Raw genomic sequence first — 14808 nt, 5'->3', positions numbered from 1 at the left:
AACGCCAACTATTCTTTAGAGCCCTTTCTCTGGCGGCGTTTGATCTCAGTTTGTATTGCCGTAACAATAAATTGCCCTGTACTCTCACCTTCCAGCTTTACCTGTCCCATTGCTTCAACAACTTCATGTGGGACTCTGGCCTGTATCTTTTGTGATTTCTCGTTTTTAGTACCAGTGGCCATTATCGTTTCCTGATTATTGGGTGTAGTACAGTATACATGAAAGATATTTCATTAAAACACTTGAAGTGTAGTCCACTTGAACTTATAGTGGACTACACCTTAATATTATTTAAGGTTTGAAAATGAGCGAAGCTCCAAGGTGCTACCAACACCAGTGGAGCTTCTAACCACTACGTTAACAGGACTAACGCCATGGCTGATGCACAGCATACCCAAACTCATCCCAAATATACATTCCTTATTGGTTTTGCCGCCGTAGATAATAAGCAGGGGGAATACCATGCATAATTTACTCGATAAAACCCCACTTACATCTGAAGAGTTAGCCTCTCACTGTCTGGCGCTAACACATGCAGCATAATTTACTGATGAAGCAACAACCAGAGAGACTTTGTTATTTATTCTTTTGGAAAAGACTAATGCGCTTTATGAAATGTTACCTGAGCCACTAAAAGGAAACTGAACATAAATTAGTTATAAAGTAATTTATCAGTAGCAGGTATTTGGTCGGTTTGATGAGAATATCTTTATATTGTCAGAAAAACCGACCTTGATACTATGAAGTGTTTTTATATGTATCAGACTGGCAAATTAAGCCATTTCCCCCCAGATCTTTAGAGTGGCTATCTCACTTCCAGCCAAATTCACCACCGAATAGTATAAGGATCGTTCCCCAATCCCCAACGGCCATCATCGTTTTGCTCAAGCAGGATCCCCCTGTGCGCCCAGCCATCTTTTTCAGGGTAAAATCCCAGAGAACTACTGAGGTCTTTATCGACAAGCCAGGTTGTCTTGCTTTCGTCAGGTTTCCATAAAAAATCAACCCATGTCACCAGATGGGGATTATTATCAAATGGATTTTTGGTCGGCTTCATAAATTTTTCCATGCCGCCATAGACAATATGTGCACAGAAGCGATTGGCAGTATAAAGACCTTTCTTTCCGTTCAGTGCGCCACTGCTTTTAGATTCATCGTATCGATAAAATGACTTACCGAAAGGTGTCACTTCAACATGGCTTAAAGAAACATCTTTCTCAATGGCCACATAACCTGGTTTTTTAACAGTTGGTGCCCCTTTTCCCGTATTAAATTGAACCGTAATCAAGCCGTTTTTGATTAGCGCCGCTACGTCTTTTTTTACTGTTCCTTCCATCGTTAGTAATGACGCGGTTTCTACATCTGCCGGTAGTTCTGCGGCAGCGGCCGGCAATGTAACGCAGGCTCTCACTGGCACATTTTTGCGGTCAGTAAACGCGGTAGACAAAATCGTATTGATTTGATTCTCGTTCAGTTCATCTTGCAATAAAGCGGAGCCTGTTATGCCAAGTGACAATGCGGTGATCAGGGTACTAACTGTAATCATTTTATTCCTTTTATGATTCTTGAGTGTATGGTTTTAGATCTCATCAGACTTGAACATTATAACTATCAGGGAAAGATACTTTTCACTTACTAAATACCATGGGTATTCTTTTTGATAATAAGAAATAAGGTACCCAGAATATTAATCCAACAAATGCTGAAGTTAACGCTCTGATATCTGGAGTAGTTAATGGCATATTAAAAAGATATGATGCAAGTATCGTAAAATATAAAGCTGTAATGGCACCAAAAATATAATAAGAAATAATGACTTTCTTTATGGATTTTTTCTTTTTAAAGAAAGTCCATGCTGAAAAATAAGTCATTAATATATCGATAAACAAAATAAATGTGCCAGCATATAAATAATAAGCAACATATGAAGGAAGATTGCTGGATAACATACTGAAATACTTTATAAAACTAATTGGTGTCAGGATGGCGCTTATACACAAGCCCAGAGCCGGTAGATACAATAATCCGTTAATTTTAGCCGACTCTTTTGATTCACAGCTATCACAAAGGCCAGATTCTTTATTTGGTTCATTTTCATGACAATGAATACATTTCATTTTTATTTCCATATAACAAATTTCCAGAACGTATTTTAATATTAAAAGGGTAGCTCGTCACCAGAGTTATACATATCTGAGGCATTCTTTATTTAATGTAGTGAATTTTATTGCCTGAAAATATAAAAATCATTTACTTAGTTAGTAAAGAGCAGTGTAAATAATGAGTGAATTTATTATTGCTGCTTTTTATGAGGGTGACTTTCTCTGCTTCTATTGACGAGTTTTTACTGGAAGCAAGAAACAGAAAAGTGCTTTAAACAATAGATCAATTTTTATGTGCTTTTATAAACCCGTTAAACGCGGTTTTGTTGTTGTTTTGCATAAAGTGAATTGATACATTCTAACTGCATGTTATTTCTACACCCTCAATGAAGATTGTTCCTATCCATATCTAGTGCAGAAATAACATGCCAGCCCCGAAAGGGGCTTTTTCATTTCCGTTCCCGTGAAAAGAAGCTTATCTATTATGCAGTTAGCTATTGAAGTCAATGATGTTTAATTGGTACCGGAACATTGATTTTCTAAAGTGTATTATCTTGTCTTTTTGTTAACTTATTGATGTTAATGTTCATAGATTTGGCTATTTAATGGGTTAAAAACCTATCAAGCACATTTATAACAAAATTATTCAATGCGATTAAAAGAGGTATATAATATACATCATATTAGTTCAACGGTGCCGCCGCACTAGATGGTAGTGGTACCAAATAATATGAGGTTGAGATATGCAACGCATTATTATTCCAACAAATTATATCCACACACGAACAACACCTTTCTGGACAAAAGACACCGCTCCCCCCTCTATCTGGAAACGTCACTTAGATACTGGTACACGGCAGGGTGTTTACCCACGCTTATGTGTGATGCAGGGAAGTATTCAATATTTTAGCTATGCTGATGAAACGAGTGTTGAACCAACAGATACCTTCATTATCGAAGCCGGGCAGTTTGGTGTGTTCCCTCCGGAAACCTGGCATCGAATTGAGGCGCTGTCGGACGATACCGTATTCAATGTGGATTTTTATGTAGATCCAAAAATTCTCCTGGAAGATTAAGGTGGTATATAAGATGACTGTTGAGAATAAAGGCTATTCATTAGCATTGTCGAATGGTGGTAATAACCAAATCGTAGAGAAAATTTATCTGAAGCCAATGGCGTTATATGTGCCAGAAGTCGCGGTGGATGCTATTACCGAGTTGACACACCAACTGAAAGATAAAAATATCAGCGGAGAAAAATTTACGCTGACAGTGACTAATAAGAACAATGGTGTTTCCGTTAATAAGCACTTTTCAACGCTTTCAGAGCTTGAAGATCCCGCTGTTTCGGCCGATGCGGTTAAAGAGCTAGTCTATATTGTGCGTGGATACGAGACGGATGAAGAGTCTAACGTCTGTGGATGGTAGATTGACTCATTAGTTGTACTAATTGGAGGTTAAGCACCAGCGCTGGCGCTTAAAAGTGGTACAATATCAGGCTATGAGAACTGCAAAATGAAGTCTCCCGTAAAAGGGAGCGCTTCATGATGCGGGCCTTTTTATCATTATTTCTACTATCCGCATTCAGGTAAGGATTACTTTTATGCAAGCAGATACCCTAATTATTATCGTTATTGCATTGATTGTAATTGTCTCCCTTATTTCTGGAGCAACTACGAAGGCTGTAACTAAACAGTCTGGCATGAGCATAATTGGCCGGGTACTTATTTTTAGCGCCGTCTTTGGGTTACTGTTTTTTATCTTAATGTCTATTGTACTTGAATCGCTTTAACCTTTCCCTGAACATCGCGGCATACCAGCTTATCCCACCAGCCCAACAACACTGCCCTCAAAATCACAGATAAGTTTAAACAAAATAAGCAGCGCTGCACCAATAGCAATAAAGAAGAGTTTTTCGTTCATGAGCATACATCCTTGTATGTTTTGAGTCGGAATGAATTATTTTTTGGGTAATTTTTATAGCAATGTTTATTCTCGCCCTGATTGCTATTGTTAAACTGTTAGCTGGACCACAGTATACACAAAGGACATATCTTGAAAACAGTTTGGGTATGGTAATTACTATCTTTTTTAGCAACATATTCAATGGATTAGACGGCAGATCTTTGCCACACGGTCAGATGACAGGCAGATAAATAAACCCTAAACCCCCAAAATAACTTTTGTTATGATTAGACAATATAAGTGATGCGAGTGATTGAGATGAAAAGGAATTTACTGTTTTTGATACCAATTCTGGTGCTGTTTATTGTTGGTTGCGAAGCAGAAAAGCCGGTTGACTGGTATATAAAAGATAAGAATGAGTTGATAACCAAACTTTCTGAATGCGAATCTGATGATGACAGCACTAACTGCATTAATGCCCGTAAAGCATCCGAGTTAGTAAAATCAGCGGTTGCCGAAGGGTTTAAGAATGCTAATTCCTGCCGTTATCAAATAGACCTTCAGCTAAGCCTGATGGATAAGGTTATCGATGTGGATGCTGCTTGCCCTTCCAATAGCTCAACGTCGCCGAAATATAATATCAACCAGTCAACAGGTGATATTAAAGTTGATTTTACCGGTGATGCTGATGGTATCTGGCTGACATTTTCAAAAAAACGGGCAATAAGCGGTGGGGGAATAGCCTCCAATCAATGGACGTGTTTTACCACACTGGCATATGAACAGTTCATGCCGGAAGTTTGTGTCAGCAAACTGGTTTATCGATAATTTATTTAGCCCCGCCAGACTGCGGGGCAATATGATTACGCATTGGTTCAGAGCAAGGTGTCCACAATGCGACGTGATTTCTCAAACAAACTTTCATAGTGGCTCTGGTTGTCGCCAATATCCTCTTCAACGCCAATGGTGTTGTAAAGGAAGGTGATACCATTATCCTCGATGCCCAGATAGCTGGCGGCACCGTTCAGGAAGTCAGTCATGTTTTTACACCAACCATATTCAATAAACTTATCTTCCGAACCGCCGATCAGGGCGACCCAGCGAATTTTTTTACCTGCCAGAGTGCTGCCCTTGCCGTAAGCCAGGCCGTGATTCCATACCCGATCCAGATAACCTTTGAGCATTGCCGGAAAGCTGTACCACCACAGTGGGAATACAAAAACTAACGTGTCTTTATCCTGTAACTCACCAAAAAGCTGATGTACTTCAGGAGAATACTGTTTTTGCGGGTTTTGCCAGTCCGGTTCATCATCCTGCTCAAGTGCCGGGTTAAAGCCTCTGCGGTACAGATCCAGCGTAGTGACACTAATATCGTTGCGGGTCGCTTCGCCCTGAATTTCTTCAACAATCTTTGCGGTTAAAGAGTCTGCTCTGGGGTGCGACCAAATGATGTAGATATTCTCTGATTTCATGGTGTTATCTCAATAAGTTAAATCATGATTGCCACTTTATCGATGCCAGATTATTCTGTAAACGTAATGATTTGAGATAGAGTAATGAGAGATTTTCACTAATGCGGATGAATTTTGCTGATTTTGCTACCTTTATTGCCGTGGCTCGCCACCGTAGCTTTAGGGCGGCTGGCGATGAGTTAGGGCTATCGTCTTCGGCTATCAGCCATGCGATTAAGCAACTGGAGCAGCGGCTTAAAATACGACTGTTTAACCGCACTACCCGTAGTGTGTCGCTGACGGAAGCTGGCAGTAATCTTTATGAACGGCTTCGTCCGGCATTTGATGAAATCAACACCATGCTGGACGAAGTCAATTGCTTTCGCGATACCCCAATGGGAACCCTGAAAATTAACGCTGCCCGTCAGGCCACCCGGTTATTTCTGATGCCATTGGTGACCGGGTTTGTCCGCCAGTATCCTGACCTGAAGGTAGAAATTACTACCGATGATTCGCTGACTAATATCGTGCAACAGGAGTTTGATGCTGGTGTTCGGTTAAGTGCCATTGTAGAAAAGGATATGATTGCCGTTCCCCTCGGGCCGCCAGTGAAGCTTTCCGTAGTGGCGACACCAGAATACTTCGCCCAATACGGGAAACCCGCGCACCCGCGTGAGCTGGTCAATCACCAGTGTGTGGTGTTTCGTTTTCCGAGTGGCAGGCCATACCACTGGGAGTTTGAAGGTCCTGAAGGCCGGTTAGAAGTGGCAACTTCCGGCAATATCGTATTGGATGATATGGATGCCGGGTTGGATGCGGTACTGATGGGAGCAGGGGTAGGCTTTTTGTTTTACGATCAGGTTAAGTCTTATCTGCAAAGTGGGCAACTGGTGTCAGTGTTAGAAGAATGGTTGCCGGAGAGGCCCGGCTTCCAACTCTATTATCCTAATCGTCAGTATATGTCCTGTGGGTTGCGGGCGTTTCTGGACTATATAAAAGCGCCCGATAACCAGATTAATCCATAGTCTGTGAACCAGACGGTTGTGCTGCTGGCAACAACACCGTTACTTTCAGCCCACTGCCATCCATTTGCCTGTTGGCGAGTTCGATAGTTCCCTGATGCTGGAGTACCACGGCATGGACGATGGCCAGTCCAAGTCCGCTGCCGTTTTCCGTCTGATCCGGCGCGCGGAAGAAGCGGCTAAATACCCGTTCTCGCAGTTCTGGAGGAATGCCCGGTCCCTGATCTTTTACGCATAATTCGATGTTATTGCCTGCTTTTAACAGGCTGACGGTGACAGTGCTCTCTGCCGGACTGTATTTGATGGCATTCTCCACCAGATTATCGATGAGTGAAATCATCCCTTCCCGATAGCCATCAATAAACAGCGAGTGCTCAGACAGCAGCTCTAACTCAACCTCTTTTTGCCAGGCAAGGTTGGACAAAATAGCCAGCCGCTCCTGAAGTAAGGTTTCTAAATCAATTGAACTGATGGATACTCTGTCAGTGACATCATTACGCATCAGGTTCAGCAACTGGCTCACCAGACGGGTAGCGCGTTGGGTGCTGTTCAGAATGCCGGTGAGCAGCTCCGTTGAACGCATATCTTTCACTTGCTGGCCTAAAGCCTCAACGTGAATACGTATTGCCGCCAGCGGTGTTCGTAGCTCGTGGGCCGCATCTGCAATAAAGCTGCGCTCCCTGGCGTTGCTGGTTCTTAATCGTTGCAGCAGAATATTGATGTTATCCACTATGGTTGCCAGCTCTTTATGTTTGGGTCTGAATGAAAGATCGTTCAAATTCCCCGGACCCCGTTGTGAAATTTCATGAATCACTCTATTTAGCGGTCGGAGTCCCAAATAGATGGTGAGCCAGGCAGGAAAAAGCAGCAACGGCACGCTGGTGATTAAGGGGAGCAGATAGAAGTTTTGTGTATGAATGGTTGCGTAAATCAGCCATGTTTCAAGCTTAGTGGCCAAAAACGTTACCTTGATCTTTGAATCTGGCTGCTGGCGGGTATAAGCGTTCCAGCAGCTGTTATCATTGGCGCTGCATAATGTTTCAAACTGCTCGACCTGTTGGTAACGAAGGTCTGTCGGTAATTCCGGAGATTGATACAGTAATTTATTTCCATCCCAGACCATAATCCGATAGGCAAACCCCGGTATGTCACCGCCATAATCCTTCTGTAAAGCCAGATCAAAACGTTTAATAAAGCTCTGTTGCTTATCCGGGGTATCTGCCAGTTGCTCGGCTATCTCCGTTAGCAAAATATAACTTTGATTTAGCTTTGGAAATTCCGAACCGACATTATCGTCGGTCATGGAATACATCAGGCTGAAGCTCCAGGTCAGGATGAGCAACAGCATCTGCCAGAATAACAGGCGGCGAACCAGCGTTGGTCTGATAAGCCAGCGCCAACAATTTTTAATTATATTCATCTGTTTTGCTGATCGATAATGTAACCAACACCGCGCACGGTACGGATATAGCCATCGCCAATTTTGCGGCGCAGATTGGCCATATGTACATCCAGGCTGTTGCTGATATTGTTTGGGTTGCCCGACAGAACTTGCTCTTCCAACTGACGGCGGGTGATGACGCGATTAACACGGACCATCATGGTTTTTAGTAGTGCGTACTCACTGGCGGTTAATTCCAATGGTTTACCCTGTATGCAAGCCCGATGGGTTGAGATATTTAGCTTTAGCTCTCCGATGGAGAGGTTTTCACCGTCAAAGCCATAGCTACGCCTTACCAGCGCACGCACCCGAGACAGTAATTCGGACAGTTCAAAAGGTTTAACCAGATAATCATCGGCACCATTATCCAGGCCGCGTAGTCTGTCAGTCAGGCTATCTCTGGCGCTCAGGATAATCACCGGTAGTCCCTGGCGCTTGCGCTGTAACCAGGTGAGTAAACTTAGTCCATCGCCATCCGGTAAACCAAGGTCTAACAGCACCAGGTCGCATAAATTAGTTTCCAGATAGCGTATGGCCGCGGAAAGCTGGCGCAGCCATACCACTTCCATTCCCTGATCGGATAACGCAATACGTACGCCATTACCCAAATCTAAGTCATCTTCTACCAGTAATATTTTCATCATTGCCTGCTTACACGTTCGAAGAGTAATTCTGATTCTATTTCACCATCCTAATCTGAAGAAAGGATGAAGATGGTTAAAGCGTAGTTTCTTAATCAAATCTTAAGATTTAACTCATGTTTCCTTAATTTTGCCTGTGAATACTAATAACTGGACGAATTAATACGTCTGTTTTTATCCAATCAGGGGAAAGGATTTATGTCGTCATATAATAAAAATCAAAGTCAGGGAAACGGAGCTATTGGCATTCGCGTGTTACTGGTCGCTTTCGGTGCATTGTCTTGTGGCAATGCGAGTGCTAATCATGAGCCAGAATCAGGTAATTCACTGACGTTAGGCGTGGTAACCGCTGTGGCACCGAAATATTCCGGCGCAAAGAAAATGGCGTTTACCGCATTGCCGGTATTTGACTATCAAATGGAAAATGGTCTGTTTGCCAGCACGCTGAGAGGCATAGGTTATCAGGGCGACATGGGTAATTTTGACTACAGCGCTGCGCTTAACTATCGGTCAGAACGTAAAAGTAAAGATCTGCGCAATAGCCAGGATAAAAAAGGCACCCTGAAAGGAATGGGGAATGTTAAAGCCTCGATGGTTGCCGAGTTGGGTGTGGGCTACAGATTAACTGATTATTTGAGTGTTAATGCCCAAACAAATCTTCCCCTGACAGAAGATAAAAATGGTAATGCCATGCAGATTGGTATAGATGCTTCGTTGCTACAGACCAATCGACATCACATTGGCTGGAACATCGCCACTCACTTTGCCGATAGTAAGTACATGCAAACTTACTATGGCGTCACTTCCCGACAGTCGGAAAAGACGGGTCTAAAAGATTATAAGCCCAGAGCAGGTATCTATGCCGTTAGCACCGAATTGAGCTGGCGATATGGTGAAGCTGACGGTTGGTCGCTCACGACTAAAGCTGGGGTTGCTCAACTGTTGAGGGATGCATCAAAAGGACCACTGATAAGGCGTAAGACAGAACCGGGTGCCGGATTGATGGTGGCTTACACGTTCTAGTTTGTATCAGAGTAAGTTGGTTATCAGGTGGCCATAATGCTGAGGTCGCCTGAGTGAGTTACAGGAGATAAATTATGTATCGATCCATCGTTGTCCATGAATTAGTTGACTGGATTGAAGAACATTTGGAGGAACCGTTATCCCTTGATCGCGTTGCCTATAAATCAGGTTATTCCCAATGGCATTTGCAGCGGATCTTTCGTGAAGTCACCGGTGATTCCGTTGCTAATTACATTCGTAAAAAACGCTTACAGGAAGCGGCATTTGAATTAAAGCAGAGTGAGAGAACCATTGCCGATATTGCCTATCAGTATCAGTTTGATTCTCACCAGAGCTTTACCCGTGCGTTTAAGAAATTATTTGATGAGACACCGTCGGTTTATCGTCAGTATCGTTGAGGCGTATTAACGGGTCAAAACAGAAGCTAAAAGACCATAAAGCGATATCTTCTCCTGTGGTCGATGAATTATTCAATTCAATCATTAGTGAATAAGCAGAAATAGTTATAAAACTATGTAATATGCCTATTAAATGCAGGTTATAACTATTTTCTTCGATATATAATACAGTTAGTCGATATTATTCATAATATGTTTGTTGGCATTTGAAATCATACGAATGGGTGACTAAATTTGAAGGTAATGTGTGTGACCTGTACACACATAATAGTAAGCGTATTTAAGACCTCATTTGGTTGAGCCCCTCGCTGAGGGGCTTTTTTTTGGAGTGCTATCTACAATTAATGCTATTAAATCATTGGTCAATGACTTCATTCTGACTTCACGTTGCTGCAATACAGTTATCAACGTTGAATAACCAATAATGAGGAATTGCTATGATTAAGCTAATTATTACTATGGCGTTTTGCGGTATTCTCCTTGCAGGATGCAATAAGGGTTGTGAGCCAGGATGTAATAGCAGCTGTACCAAAAGCGTTGTAGATTCGGTGTTTTCTGCCTGTGGTCCGCTGTGAAATTATAATTTCCAGTTCATCAGGGAAGTCAGGAGAGCGATGGATGCTACCTATAAAATATTCCAAGATTATCAGCTGCTTATTTTTGTCGATCCTCACCTCGTGCGTCAGCACTTCACCACCATCTCAAAATATTCAGACCAATAGCGAACAGAATTATGGCCCGCGTAATGGCATTGTTGTTCAGTGGAATGATGATGGCCAGAAAGAACAGGCAACCTATGTTAATGGTGTGAGAAACGGGCTTTGGACTCAGTGGGATAAAGATGGGCAAAAACTTGCCGAAGGGGTTTATCAATCAAACCAGCCAGAAGGCGAGTGGACCTATTGGTATAAAAGCGGCCAGAAGCGCTCGGTTATATATTATAAAAATTTTAAGCAAGATGGTGTCTGGCGCGACTGGACTGAAGACGGGCAACTGAACTGGGTCATTCATTATCAGGATGGTAAACGGCAGGGGGTATCAACTTCCTGGCATCAGAATGGACAAAAATATCAGGAAACTTTTTATCATGATGATAAACCCGATGGCATTAGCTCGCGTTGGTATGAAAACGGTCAGAAATTATCAGAAGTAGTTTATCAACATGGTGAACCAATCGGTATTGAGCGTGAGTGGCATCAAAATGGACAACAGGCGGCTGAAGGTGGCTATCTGAAGGGTAAAAAGGATGGTGAATGGCTCCGGTGGGATTTTAATGGTCAGATAAGCCAGTCCGGCCATTATAAGCGCGGCCAGCAGGAAGGCATGTGGATTGATTACTGGTCAGGACGACATCTGGAACGGCTTTCCGGTATCTATCGAAAAGGAAAACGTGAGGGCGTCTGGTTGGCGTGGCATCAGAATGGTCGGCTATCGGAAAAAATGGTTTATCAACAGGGGCAACTTAATGGCCTGTGGGAATACTGGAACTCCAACGGCACAAAAACAGAGGCAGGTGAATATCTGAACGGCTCAAAACACGGCCTCTGGAAACGCTGGTATGCTGATGGTAGTCCCAGAAGCGAAGGTTATCTGGAGCAAGGATCACCGACAGGCACCTGGACGGACTGGACAGAAGATAAAACGCAAAAGATTCAGCGGTTTTTTGATCGCGGGCGGCAGATGATTCCGAAGAATGTTATTAGTTTGGTGGGGGAATGATGTTGATAGAGTGTAATGGTGAGGTTCAGGACGAACAGGCTCGAGAACTGGAAGAACTTAAATCGGCTGTTGAGGGAGGTATAAATAGTGGTGAAGATATCCCAGCCGAAGAGGTATTCAGAAAGCTTAGTGATAAATATCGGAAAATGGCAATAATCGCGCAGTGATCATATTTCGGAATATCTCTAATGAAGACCTCAGTTGATTTGAGTCATCCATAGATTGAGAACAAATTAATGATAAGCTTTGATGATGCTATAGCAAAAGCCAATCACTATCTGGATGATGGTGATTTTCCTGTTGTGATAACTAACATTCGCCGTTTTGCAAAGGGGTGGACTTTCTGTTTTGAGTCTAAAGAGTATCTTGAAACAGGAGACCCTTCTGCATTACTTGCGGGAAATGCGCCATTTTTAATAGATCAGGATAGTGGTGAAATACATTCATTAGGTACGTCCTACCCTATGGAAAAGTATTTACAGGAATATGAAGAAAAGAAAAAATTAGCTGGGCCGACTCAGAGTTAAGGCAAATGAACGAATTGAGAGAGAATATATAAACTCTGAATAATTTTATAGGGATATAGTATGACGACAGTTTTTCTTTTATATCATATTGTTGATGAAGATACCGACGATGAAGATGTCAAACTTATTGGTATTTATTCGAGCTATGAACTGGCTCAGATGGCTCAAATGAGAGTATGTAACAAGCCTGGATTTATTGATTTCCCTGAAGGTTTTAGCATATATGATGCCGTTCTTGACCGTGATGGCTGGGTTGATGGTTTTGTGACGTTATAACCAGATACAAATTTTGATAATAGAGTTTGATTTACTCTACAGGAATCAGCTATGACGAAAGTTTTTATGTTGTACCACACTCGTGATGAAGGTAATGATGATGAAGATATCAAGCTTATCGGAATTTATTCCAGCTATGAATTAGCGGGCATCACCCAACAGAGAGTGCATGATAAGCCGGGATTTGTTGATTATCCCGAGGGGTTCAGCATTGTCGAACAAACCGTGGATCGCGATGACTGGGTTGAAGGTTTTATTCAAAAAGCTGATTGATATTTTTTTCTATCTTGGTGAAAAACGAAAAAGCTCAAGAAGGCCGGTTTTTTTAAAGAACTACCCCATGGTGATGATGATGGAGGTTCTCTAATTGCAGTAGCCAACAGAGGTATGCCAAACGATCTTGCATACTATTTGAGTCATTATAGTGTGTCATTACCATCAGAATTTATTTAATATATGCATGAAAATAAGTGGACTATTGGCAACATAGATATAAATAATTTAATGCTATAGTTTTAATTAGCGCTCAATGATTGGTCAGTTGAATTTCCGCCAGAACGTTATAGTGTAGTGAATATAAGTGATCTGAATAGGGATATCTATGAATACTGAAGTAATTGAACGATGGATAGAAGCTGGCAAAAACATCGCAATAAACCCTTCTGTGAATGTTCTCTGTCCCGTATGCCAAAAAGTATTTTTACAAATACTTGATATCAAATTTGATACAGAAACTCCGCAATTTGAGCGCCATATGATTTGCAATGAATGTGGTGCATATAATGCTTTAAGATTATAAAAAATAGAATGCTTTCTATTGAATTAATCCAATTAAGATAATCAGTTTTGTATATAAGAAGTGAGTGCGATTATATAATCTAAGCATTTTGTTGGATAAGAAATACTAAATTTGGAAATATCTAAATCATGTTAAGCGATCAGGAATACTATCGAATAAAAGATCACTCAGAAGCCGGTTCATTTTACCTGATGTGGGGGCAATGTATTCCTGAAGAATTTGATGTGGACGAGTTTTCATATGATGAGAACAAAAAAATATTTTTTGAGATATTAGAGCGATTATTAAAAGATAATTATTTGAAATTACATAAAAAAGGCAAATATCTTAGTGGCTTAATTGAGGAGCAATTAACTGACTTATCTACAGCGTTCCCTAAAACAAAAGAAGAGATGCAGGATGGGTTATGGTTTTACTTTGATGAATGTCCGGCGGAACCGGTTTGGCTTCTGAATGATGGCTCTCTGGAATGGTCTTAAACAGTTATAAGTACTTTAGTTATCAAAAATAATGATGACCACAATGAATTCTGCAACAAGGAGAAAAAATGCACATTGTGTCTAACATTGAGGAAATAGTTAACGATTCAAAAGGGTTATGGCTATCTGGACTATTTGGTTCCATTATTGGCTGGAATCCTGGTCATGCTTTTTCTACACATAAAAATATGTTTTTCAATATTATCAAGGTATTACTTGATGAGGGAGCCATACGATTTTGTAGGCCAGACGATCCTTTAGGTAAGAAAGAAGCATATTGGAAAACAGATAGTGACATCATCATGAATTACCTTCAGGAAAATTGGCCGGATAACGCAACCGATGAAAATGATGAGGAATTGAATATGTATTTTTATGAAATGCCTGCTATTTTATGGCGAGATGAGGCTGGTAAATATATCGGTTCGTAGTGAGTATCCTGGCTAAGATTGGTTCTACAACTTGGTTGTAATGTAAATCAGGCAGAGTTATTACTAGGTAAGTTAACAGACAGTTTTAAGGATAATAAATAATGCTAAGTAATTTAATATCTAAGCTTCCTGATGGAAGAGCAGAAAATGAGTTAGTTAATTATCTAAGAACATTATCTGAGGATGAAAAAGCTTTTGTTATAGAGGGCATGTTTATGCATCACTCTACTTTAGTCAGAGGTTCCGCATTAAGAGTTATTCCCAGAGTTGTGAGAGATAGGGGTGTTTTAATAAATTTTTTAGATATGGGGCTAGAGATAAAAAACATCTCAGGGACTAAATTGTGGGTTAAAGCAACGGTATCTGGTTTAGGCTATAAAAGATTGCTTAAACACTTGCAAAAAATAGCAGAAGTAGAACCTGAATGGATTGTTTATGCATGGTATCAATTAGTACCCCTGGTACGAAAAGAAGCTCCTGAACATATGAATATACTGGTAAAAATTAGAGATACTGTAGATATCAGATTAAGTTCTGAATTGGAGAGTTTTTGGCAGAGAAATAAAGATGCTGTACCACTATAATTTTGTTACA

General features: G+C 41.3%; 22 protein-coding genes. 16 read left to right on the top strand and 6 right to left on the bottom strand.

Features of this window, described 5'->3' with window-relative positions; genetic code table 11:
- Positions 1–8 precede the first annotated feature (8 nt).
- The 3 genes from GOL65_RS12350 to GOL65_RS12340 all read right to left on the bottom strand — a co-directional run bounded on the left by GOL65_RS12350 (position 9) and on the right by GOL65_RS12340 (position 2129).
- A complete protein-coding gene (locus tag GOL65_RS12350) occupies positions 9–182 on the bottom strand; it encodes a YlcI/YnfO family protein (protein WP_179038333.1) in 174 nt (57 codons plus the stop codon).
- 644 nt (positions 183–826) lie between these two features.
- Positions 827–1546 (bottom strand): hypothetical protein, encoded by a 720-nt coding sequence (locus tag GOL65_RS12345; RefSeq protein WP_140919034.1) that lies wholly within the window; start codon positions 1544–1546, stop codon positions 827–829.
- An 82-nt stretch (positions 1547–1628) separates the two neighbouring features.
- Positions 1629–2129 (bottom strand): DUF2569 domain-containing protein, encoded by a 501-nt coding sequence (locus tag GOL65_RS12340; protein ID WP_140919033.1) that lies wholly within the window; start codon positions 2127–2129, stop codon positions 1629–1631.
- Between the two features lie 716 nt (positions 2130–2845).
- Here GOL65_RS12340 and GOL65_RS12335 point away from each other — a divergent pair.
- From GOL65_RS12335 to GOL65_RS12320, 4 genes are all read left to right on the top strand, one after another.
- Positions 2846–3178, top strand: coding sequence for a DUF1971 domain-containing protein (locus GOL65_RS12335; protein WP_140919032.1), 333 nt, complete (start codon positions 2846–2848; stop codon positions 3176–3178).
- A 13-nt stretch (positions 3179–3191) separates the two neighbouring features.
- Complete coding sequence (locus tag GOL65_RS12330) at positions 3192–3530, top strand: DUF1869 domain-containing protein (RefSeq protein ID WP_140919031.1); 339 nt, start codon at positions 3192–3194, stop codon at positions 3528–3530.
- A 175-nt stretch (positions 3531–3705) separates the two neighbouring features.
- A complete protein-coding gene (locus GOL65_RS12325; protein WP_140919030.1) occupies positions 3706–3894 on the top strand; it encodes a hypothetical protein in 189 nt (62 codons plus the stop codon).
- Positions 3895–4325: 431 nt separating this feature from the next.
- Positions 4326–4835: an EexN family lipoprotein gene (locus tag GOL65_RS12320; RefSeq protein ID WP_140919029.1), complete on the top strand. Its 510-nt coding sequence runs from the start codon at positions 4326–4328 to the stop codon at positions 4833–4835.
- Positions 4836–4882: 47 nt separating this feature from the next.
- Here the strand turns inward: GOL65_RS12320 and GOL65_RS12315 are convergent, their stop codons facing one another.
- Positions 4883–5479 carry an NAD(P)H oxidoreductase gene (locus GOL65_RS12315; RefSeq protein WP_140919028.1) on the bottom strand — a complete coding sequence of 199 codons (597 nt, stop codon included), beginning with the start codon at positions 5477–5479 and terminating at the stop codon, positions 4883–4885.
- A gap of 101 nt (positions 5480–5580) precedes the next feature.
- Here GOL65_RS12315 and GOL65_RS12310 point away from each other — a divergent pair, with 101 nt between their 5' ends.
- Complete coding sequence (locus GOL65_RS12310; RefSeq protein ID WP_140919027.1) at positions 5581–6483, top strand: LysR family transcriptional regulator; 903 nt, start codon at positions 5581–5583, stop codon at positions 6481–6483.
- On the opposite strand, the gene GOL65_RS12305 is transcribed toward GOL65_RS12310, so the two are convergent.
- Together GOL65_RS12305 and GOL65_RS12300 are read right to left on the bottom strand one after the other, a co-directional pair.
- Positions 6473–7900, bottom strand: coding sequence for a sensor histidine kinase (locus tag GOL65_RS12305; protein ID WP_140919026.1), 1428 nt, complete (start codon positions 7898–7900; stop codon positions 6473–6475). The genes GOL65_RS12310 and GOL65_RS12305 overlap by 11 nt on opposite strands.
- A complete protein-coding gene (locus GOL65_RS12300) occupies positions 7897–8562 on the bottom strand; it encodes a response regulator (RefSeq protein WP_140919188.1) in 666 nt (221 codons plus the stop codon). The genes GOL65_RS12305 and GOL65_RS12300 overlap by 4 nt, the downstream gene beginning before the upstream one ends.
- A 198-nt stretch (positions 8563–8760) precedes the next feature.
- Between GOL65_RS12300 and GOL65_RS12295 the strand changes: the two genes are divergently transcribed.
- The 11 genes from GOL65_RS12295 to GOL65_RS12245 all read left to right on the top strand — a co-directional run bounded on the left by GOL65_RS12295 (position 8761) and on the right by GOL65_RS12245 (position 14798).
- Positions 8761–9585, top strand: a complete 825-nt coding sequence (locus GOL65_RS12295; RefSeq protein WP_140919025.1) for a MipA/OmpV family protein — start codon at positions 8761–8763, stop codon at positions 9583–9585.
- A gap of 74 nt (positions 9586–9659) precedes the next feature.
- Entirely contained in the window at positions 9660–9983 is a 324-nt protein-coding gene (locus GOL65_RS12290) for a helix-turn-helix domain-containing protein (RefSeq protein WP_130593333.1), read from the top strand.
- 618 nt (positions 9984–10601) lie between these two features.
- On the top strand, positions 10602–11702 hold the full coding sequence (locus GOL65_RS12285; protein WP_140919024.1) for a toxin-antitoxin system YwqK family antitoxin: 1101 nt from the start codon (positions 10602–10604) through the stop codon (positions 11700–11702).
- The gene (locus GOL65_RS12280; RefSeq protein WP_179038332.1) at positions 11699–11869 is read left to right on the top strand and encodes a hypothetical protein; all 171 of its coding nucleotides are present in this window, start codon (positions 11699–11701) and stop codon (positions 11867–11869) included. The genes GOL65_RS12285 and GOL65_RS12280 overlap by 4 nt, the downstream gene beginning before the upstream one ends.
- 69 nt (positions 11870–11938) lie before the next feature.
- Complete coding sequence (locus GOL65_RS12275) at positions 11939–12229, top strand: YrhB family protein (RefSeq protein ID WP_140919023.1); 291 nt, start codon at positions 11939–11941, stop codon at positions 12227–12229.
- 60 nt (positions 12230–12289) lie between these two features.
- Positions 12290–12505, top strand: a complete 216-nt coding sequence (locus tag GOL65_RS12270) for a hypothetical protein (RefSeq protein ID WP_140919022.1) — start codon at positions 12290–12292, stop codon at positions 12503–12505.
- A gap of 51 nt (positions 12506–12556) precedes the next feature.
- Positions 12557–12778 (top strand): hypothetical protein, encoded by a 222-nt coding sequence (locus GOL65_RS12265; RefSeq protein WP_140919021.1) that lies wholly within the window; start codon positions 12557–12559, stop codon positions 12776–12778.
- 328 nt (positions 12779–13106) lie between these two features.
- Positions 13107–13304, top strand: a complete 198-nt coding sequence (locus GOL65_RS12260) for a hypothetical protein (protein ID WP_140919020.1) — start codon at positions 13107–13109, stop codon at positions 13302–13304.
- 128 nt (positions 13305–13432) lie between these two features.
- Positions 13433–13783 (top strand): DUF596 domain-containing protein, encoded by a 351-nt coding sequence (locus GOL65_RS12255; protein ID WP_140919019.1) that lies wholly within the window; start codon positions 13433–13435, stop codon positions 13781–13783.
- A 68-nt stretch (positions 13784–13851) separates the two neighbouring features.
- Positions 13852–14214: a hypothetical protein gene (locus GOL65_RS12250; protein ID WP_140919018.1), complete on the top strand. Its 363-nt coding sequence runs from the start codon at positions 13852–13854 to the stop codon at positions 14212–14214.
- Positions 14215–14315: 101 nt separating this feature from the next.
- On the top strand, positions 14316–14798 hold the full coding sequence (locus GOL65_RS12245) for a hypothetical protein (RefSeq protein WP_140919017.1): 483 nt from the start codon (positions 14316–14318) through the stop codon (positions 14796–14798).
- Positions 14799–14808: the final 10 nt, after the last annotated feature.

It is taken from the genome of Limnobaculum xujianqingii (assembly GCF_013394855.1).
Classification (GTDB): Bacteria; Pseudomonadota; Gammaproteobacteria; order Enterobacterales; family Enterobacteriaceae; genus Limnobaculum; species Limnobaculum xujianqingii.
The sequence above is the reverse complement of the archived record's forward strand: the minus strand, read 5'-3'. Positions and strand labels throughout refer to the sequence as shown.

Excerpts from the sequence above, each read along its gene's own strand:
- GOL65_RS12260 (WP_140919020.1), top strand. The coding sequence starts at position 13,107 with ATGAATACTGAAGTAATTGAACGATGGATAGAAGCTGGCAAAAACATC.
- GOL65_RS12265 (WP_140919021.1), top strand. The coding sequence starts at position 12,557 with ATGACGAAAGTTTTTATGTTGTACCACACTCGTGATGAAGGTAATGAT.
- GOL65_RS12285 (WP_140919024.1), top strand. The coding sequence starts at position 10,602 with ATGCTACCTATAAAATATTCCAAGATTATCAGCTGCTTATTTTTGTCG.
- GOL65_RS12255 (WP_140919019.1), top strand. The coding sequence starts at position 13,433 with ATGTTAAGCGATCAGGAATACTATCGAATAAAAGATCACTCAGAAGCC.
- GOL65_RS12280 (WP_179038332.1), top strand. The coding sequence starts at position 11,699 with ATGATGTTGATAGAGTGTAATGGTGAGGTTCAGGACGAACAGGCTCGA.
- GOL65_RS12245 (WP_140919017.1), top strand. The coding sequence starts at position 14,316 with ATGCTAAGTAATTTAATATCTAAGCTTCCTGATGGAAGAGCAGAAAAT.
- GOL65_RS12315 (WP_140919028.1), bottom strand. The coding sequence starts at position 5,479 with ATGAAATCAGAGAATATCTACATCATTTGGTCGCACCCCAGAGCAGAC.
- GOL65_RS12335 (WP_140919032.1), top strand. The coding sequence starts at position 2,846 with ATGCAACGCATTATTATTCCAACAAATTATATCCACACACGAACAACA.
- GOL65_RS12330 (WP_140919031.1), top strand. The coding sequence starts at position 3,192 with ATGACTGTTGAGAATAAAGGCTATTCATTAGCATTGTCGAATGGTGGT.
- GOL65_RS12275 (WP_140919023.1), top strand. The coding sequence starts at position 11,939 with ATGATAAGCTTTGATGATGCTATAGCAAAAGCCAATCACTATCTGGAT.
- GOL65_RS12290 (WP_130593333.1), top strand. The coding sequence starts at position 9,660 with ATGTATCGATCCATCGTTGTCCATGAATTAGTTGACTGGATTGAAGAA.
- GOL65_RS12295 (WP_140919025.1), top strand. The coding sequence starts at position 8,761 with ATGTCGTCATATAATAAAAATCAAAGTCAGGGAAACGGAGCTATTGGC.
- GOL65_RS12345 (WP_140919034.1), bottom strand. The coding sequence starts at position 1,546 with ATGATTACAGTTAGTACCCTGATCACCGCATTGTCACTTGGCATAACA.
- GOL65_RS12320 (WP_140919029.1), top strand. The coding sequence starts at position 4,326 with ATGAAAAGGAATTTACTGTTTTTGATACCAATTCTGGTGCTGTTTATT.
- GOL65_RS12250 (WP_140919018.1), top strand. The coding sequence starts at position 13,852 with ATGCACATTGTGTCTAACATTGAGGAAATAGTTAACGATTCAAAAGGG.
- GOL65_RS12325 (WP_140919030.1), top strand. The coding sequence starts at position 3,706 with ATGCAAGCAGATACCCTAATTATTATCGTTATTGCATTGATTGTAATT.
- GOL65_RS12270 (WP_140919022.1), top strand. The coding sequence starts at position 12,290 with ATGACGACAGTTTTTCTTTTATATCATATTGTTGATGAAGATACCGAC.
- GOL65_RS12350 (WP_179038333.1), bottom strand. The coding sequence starts at position 182 with ATGGCCACTGGTACTAAAAACGAGAAATCACAAAAGATACAGGCCAGA.
- GOL65_RS12310 (WP_140919027.1), top strand. The coding sequence starts at position 5,581 with ATGCGGATGAATTTTGCTGATTTTGCTACCTTTATTGCCGTGGCTCGC.
- GOL65_RS12300 (WP_140919188.1), bottom strand. The coding sequence starts at position 8,562 with ATGAAAATATTACTGGTAGAAGATGACTTAGATTTGGGTAATGGCGTA.
- GOL65_RS12305 (WP_140919026.1), bottom strand. The coding sequence starts at position 7,900 with ATGAATATAATTAAAAATTGTTGGCGCTGGCTTATCAGACCAACGCTG.
- GOL65_RS12340 (WP_140919033.1), bottom strand. The coding sequence starts at position 2,129 with ATGGAAATAAAAATGAAATGTATTCATTGTCATGAAAATGAACCAAAT.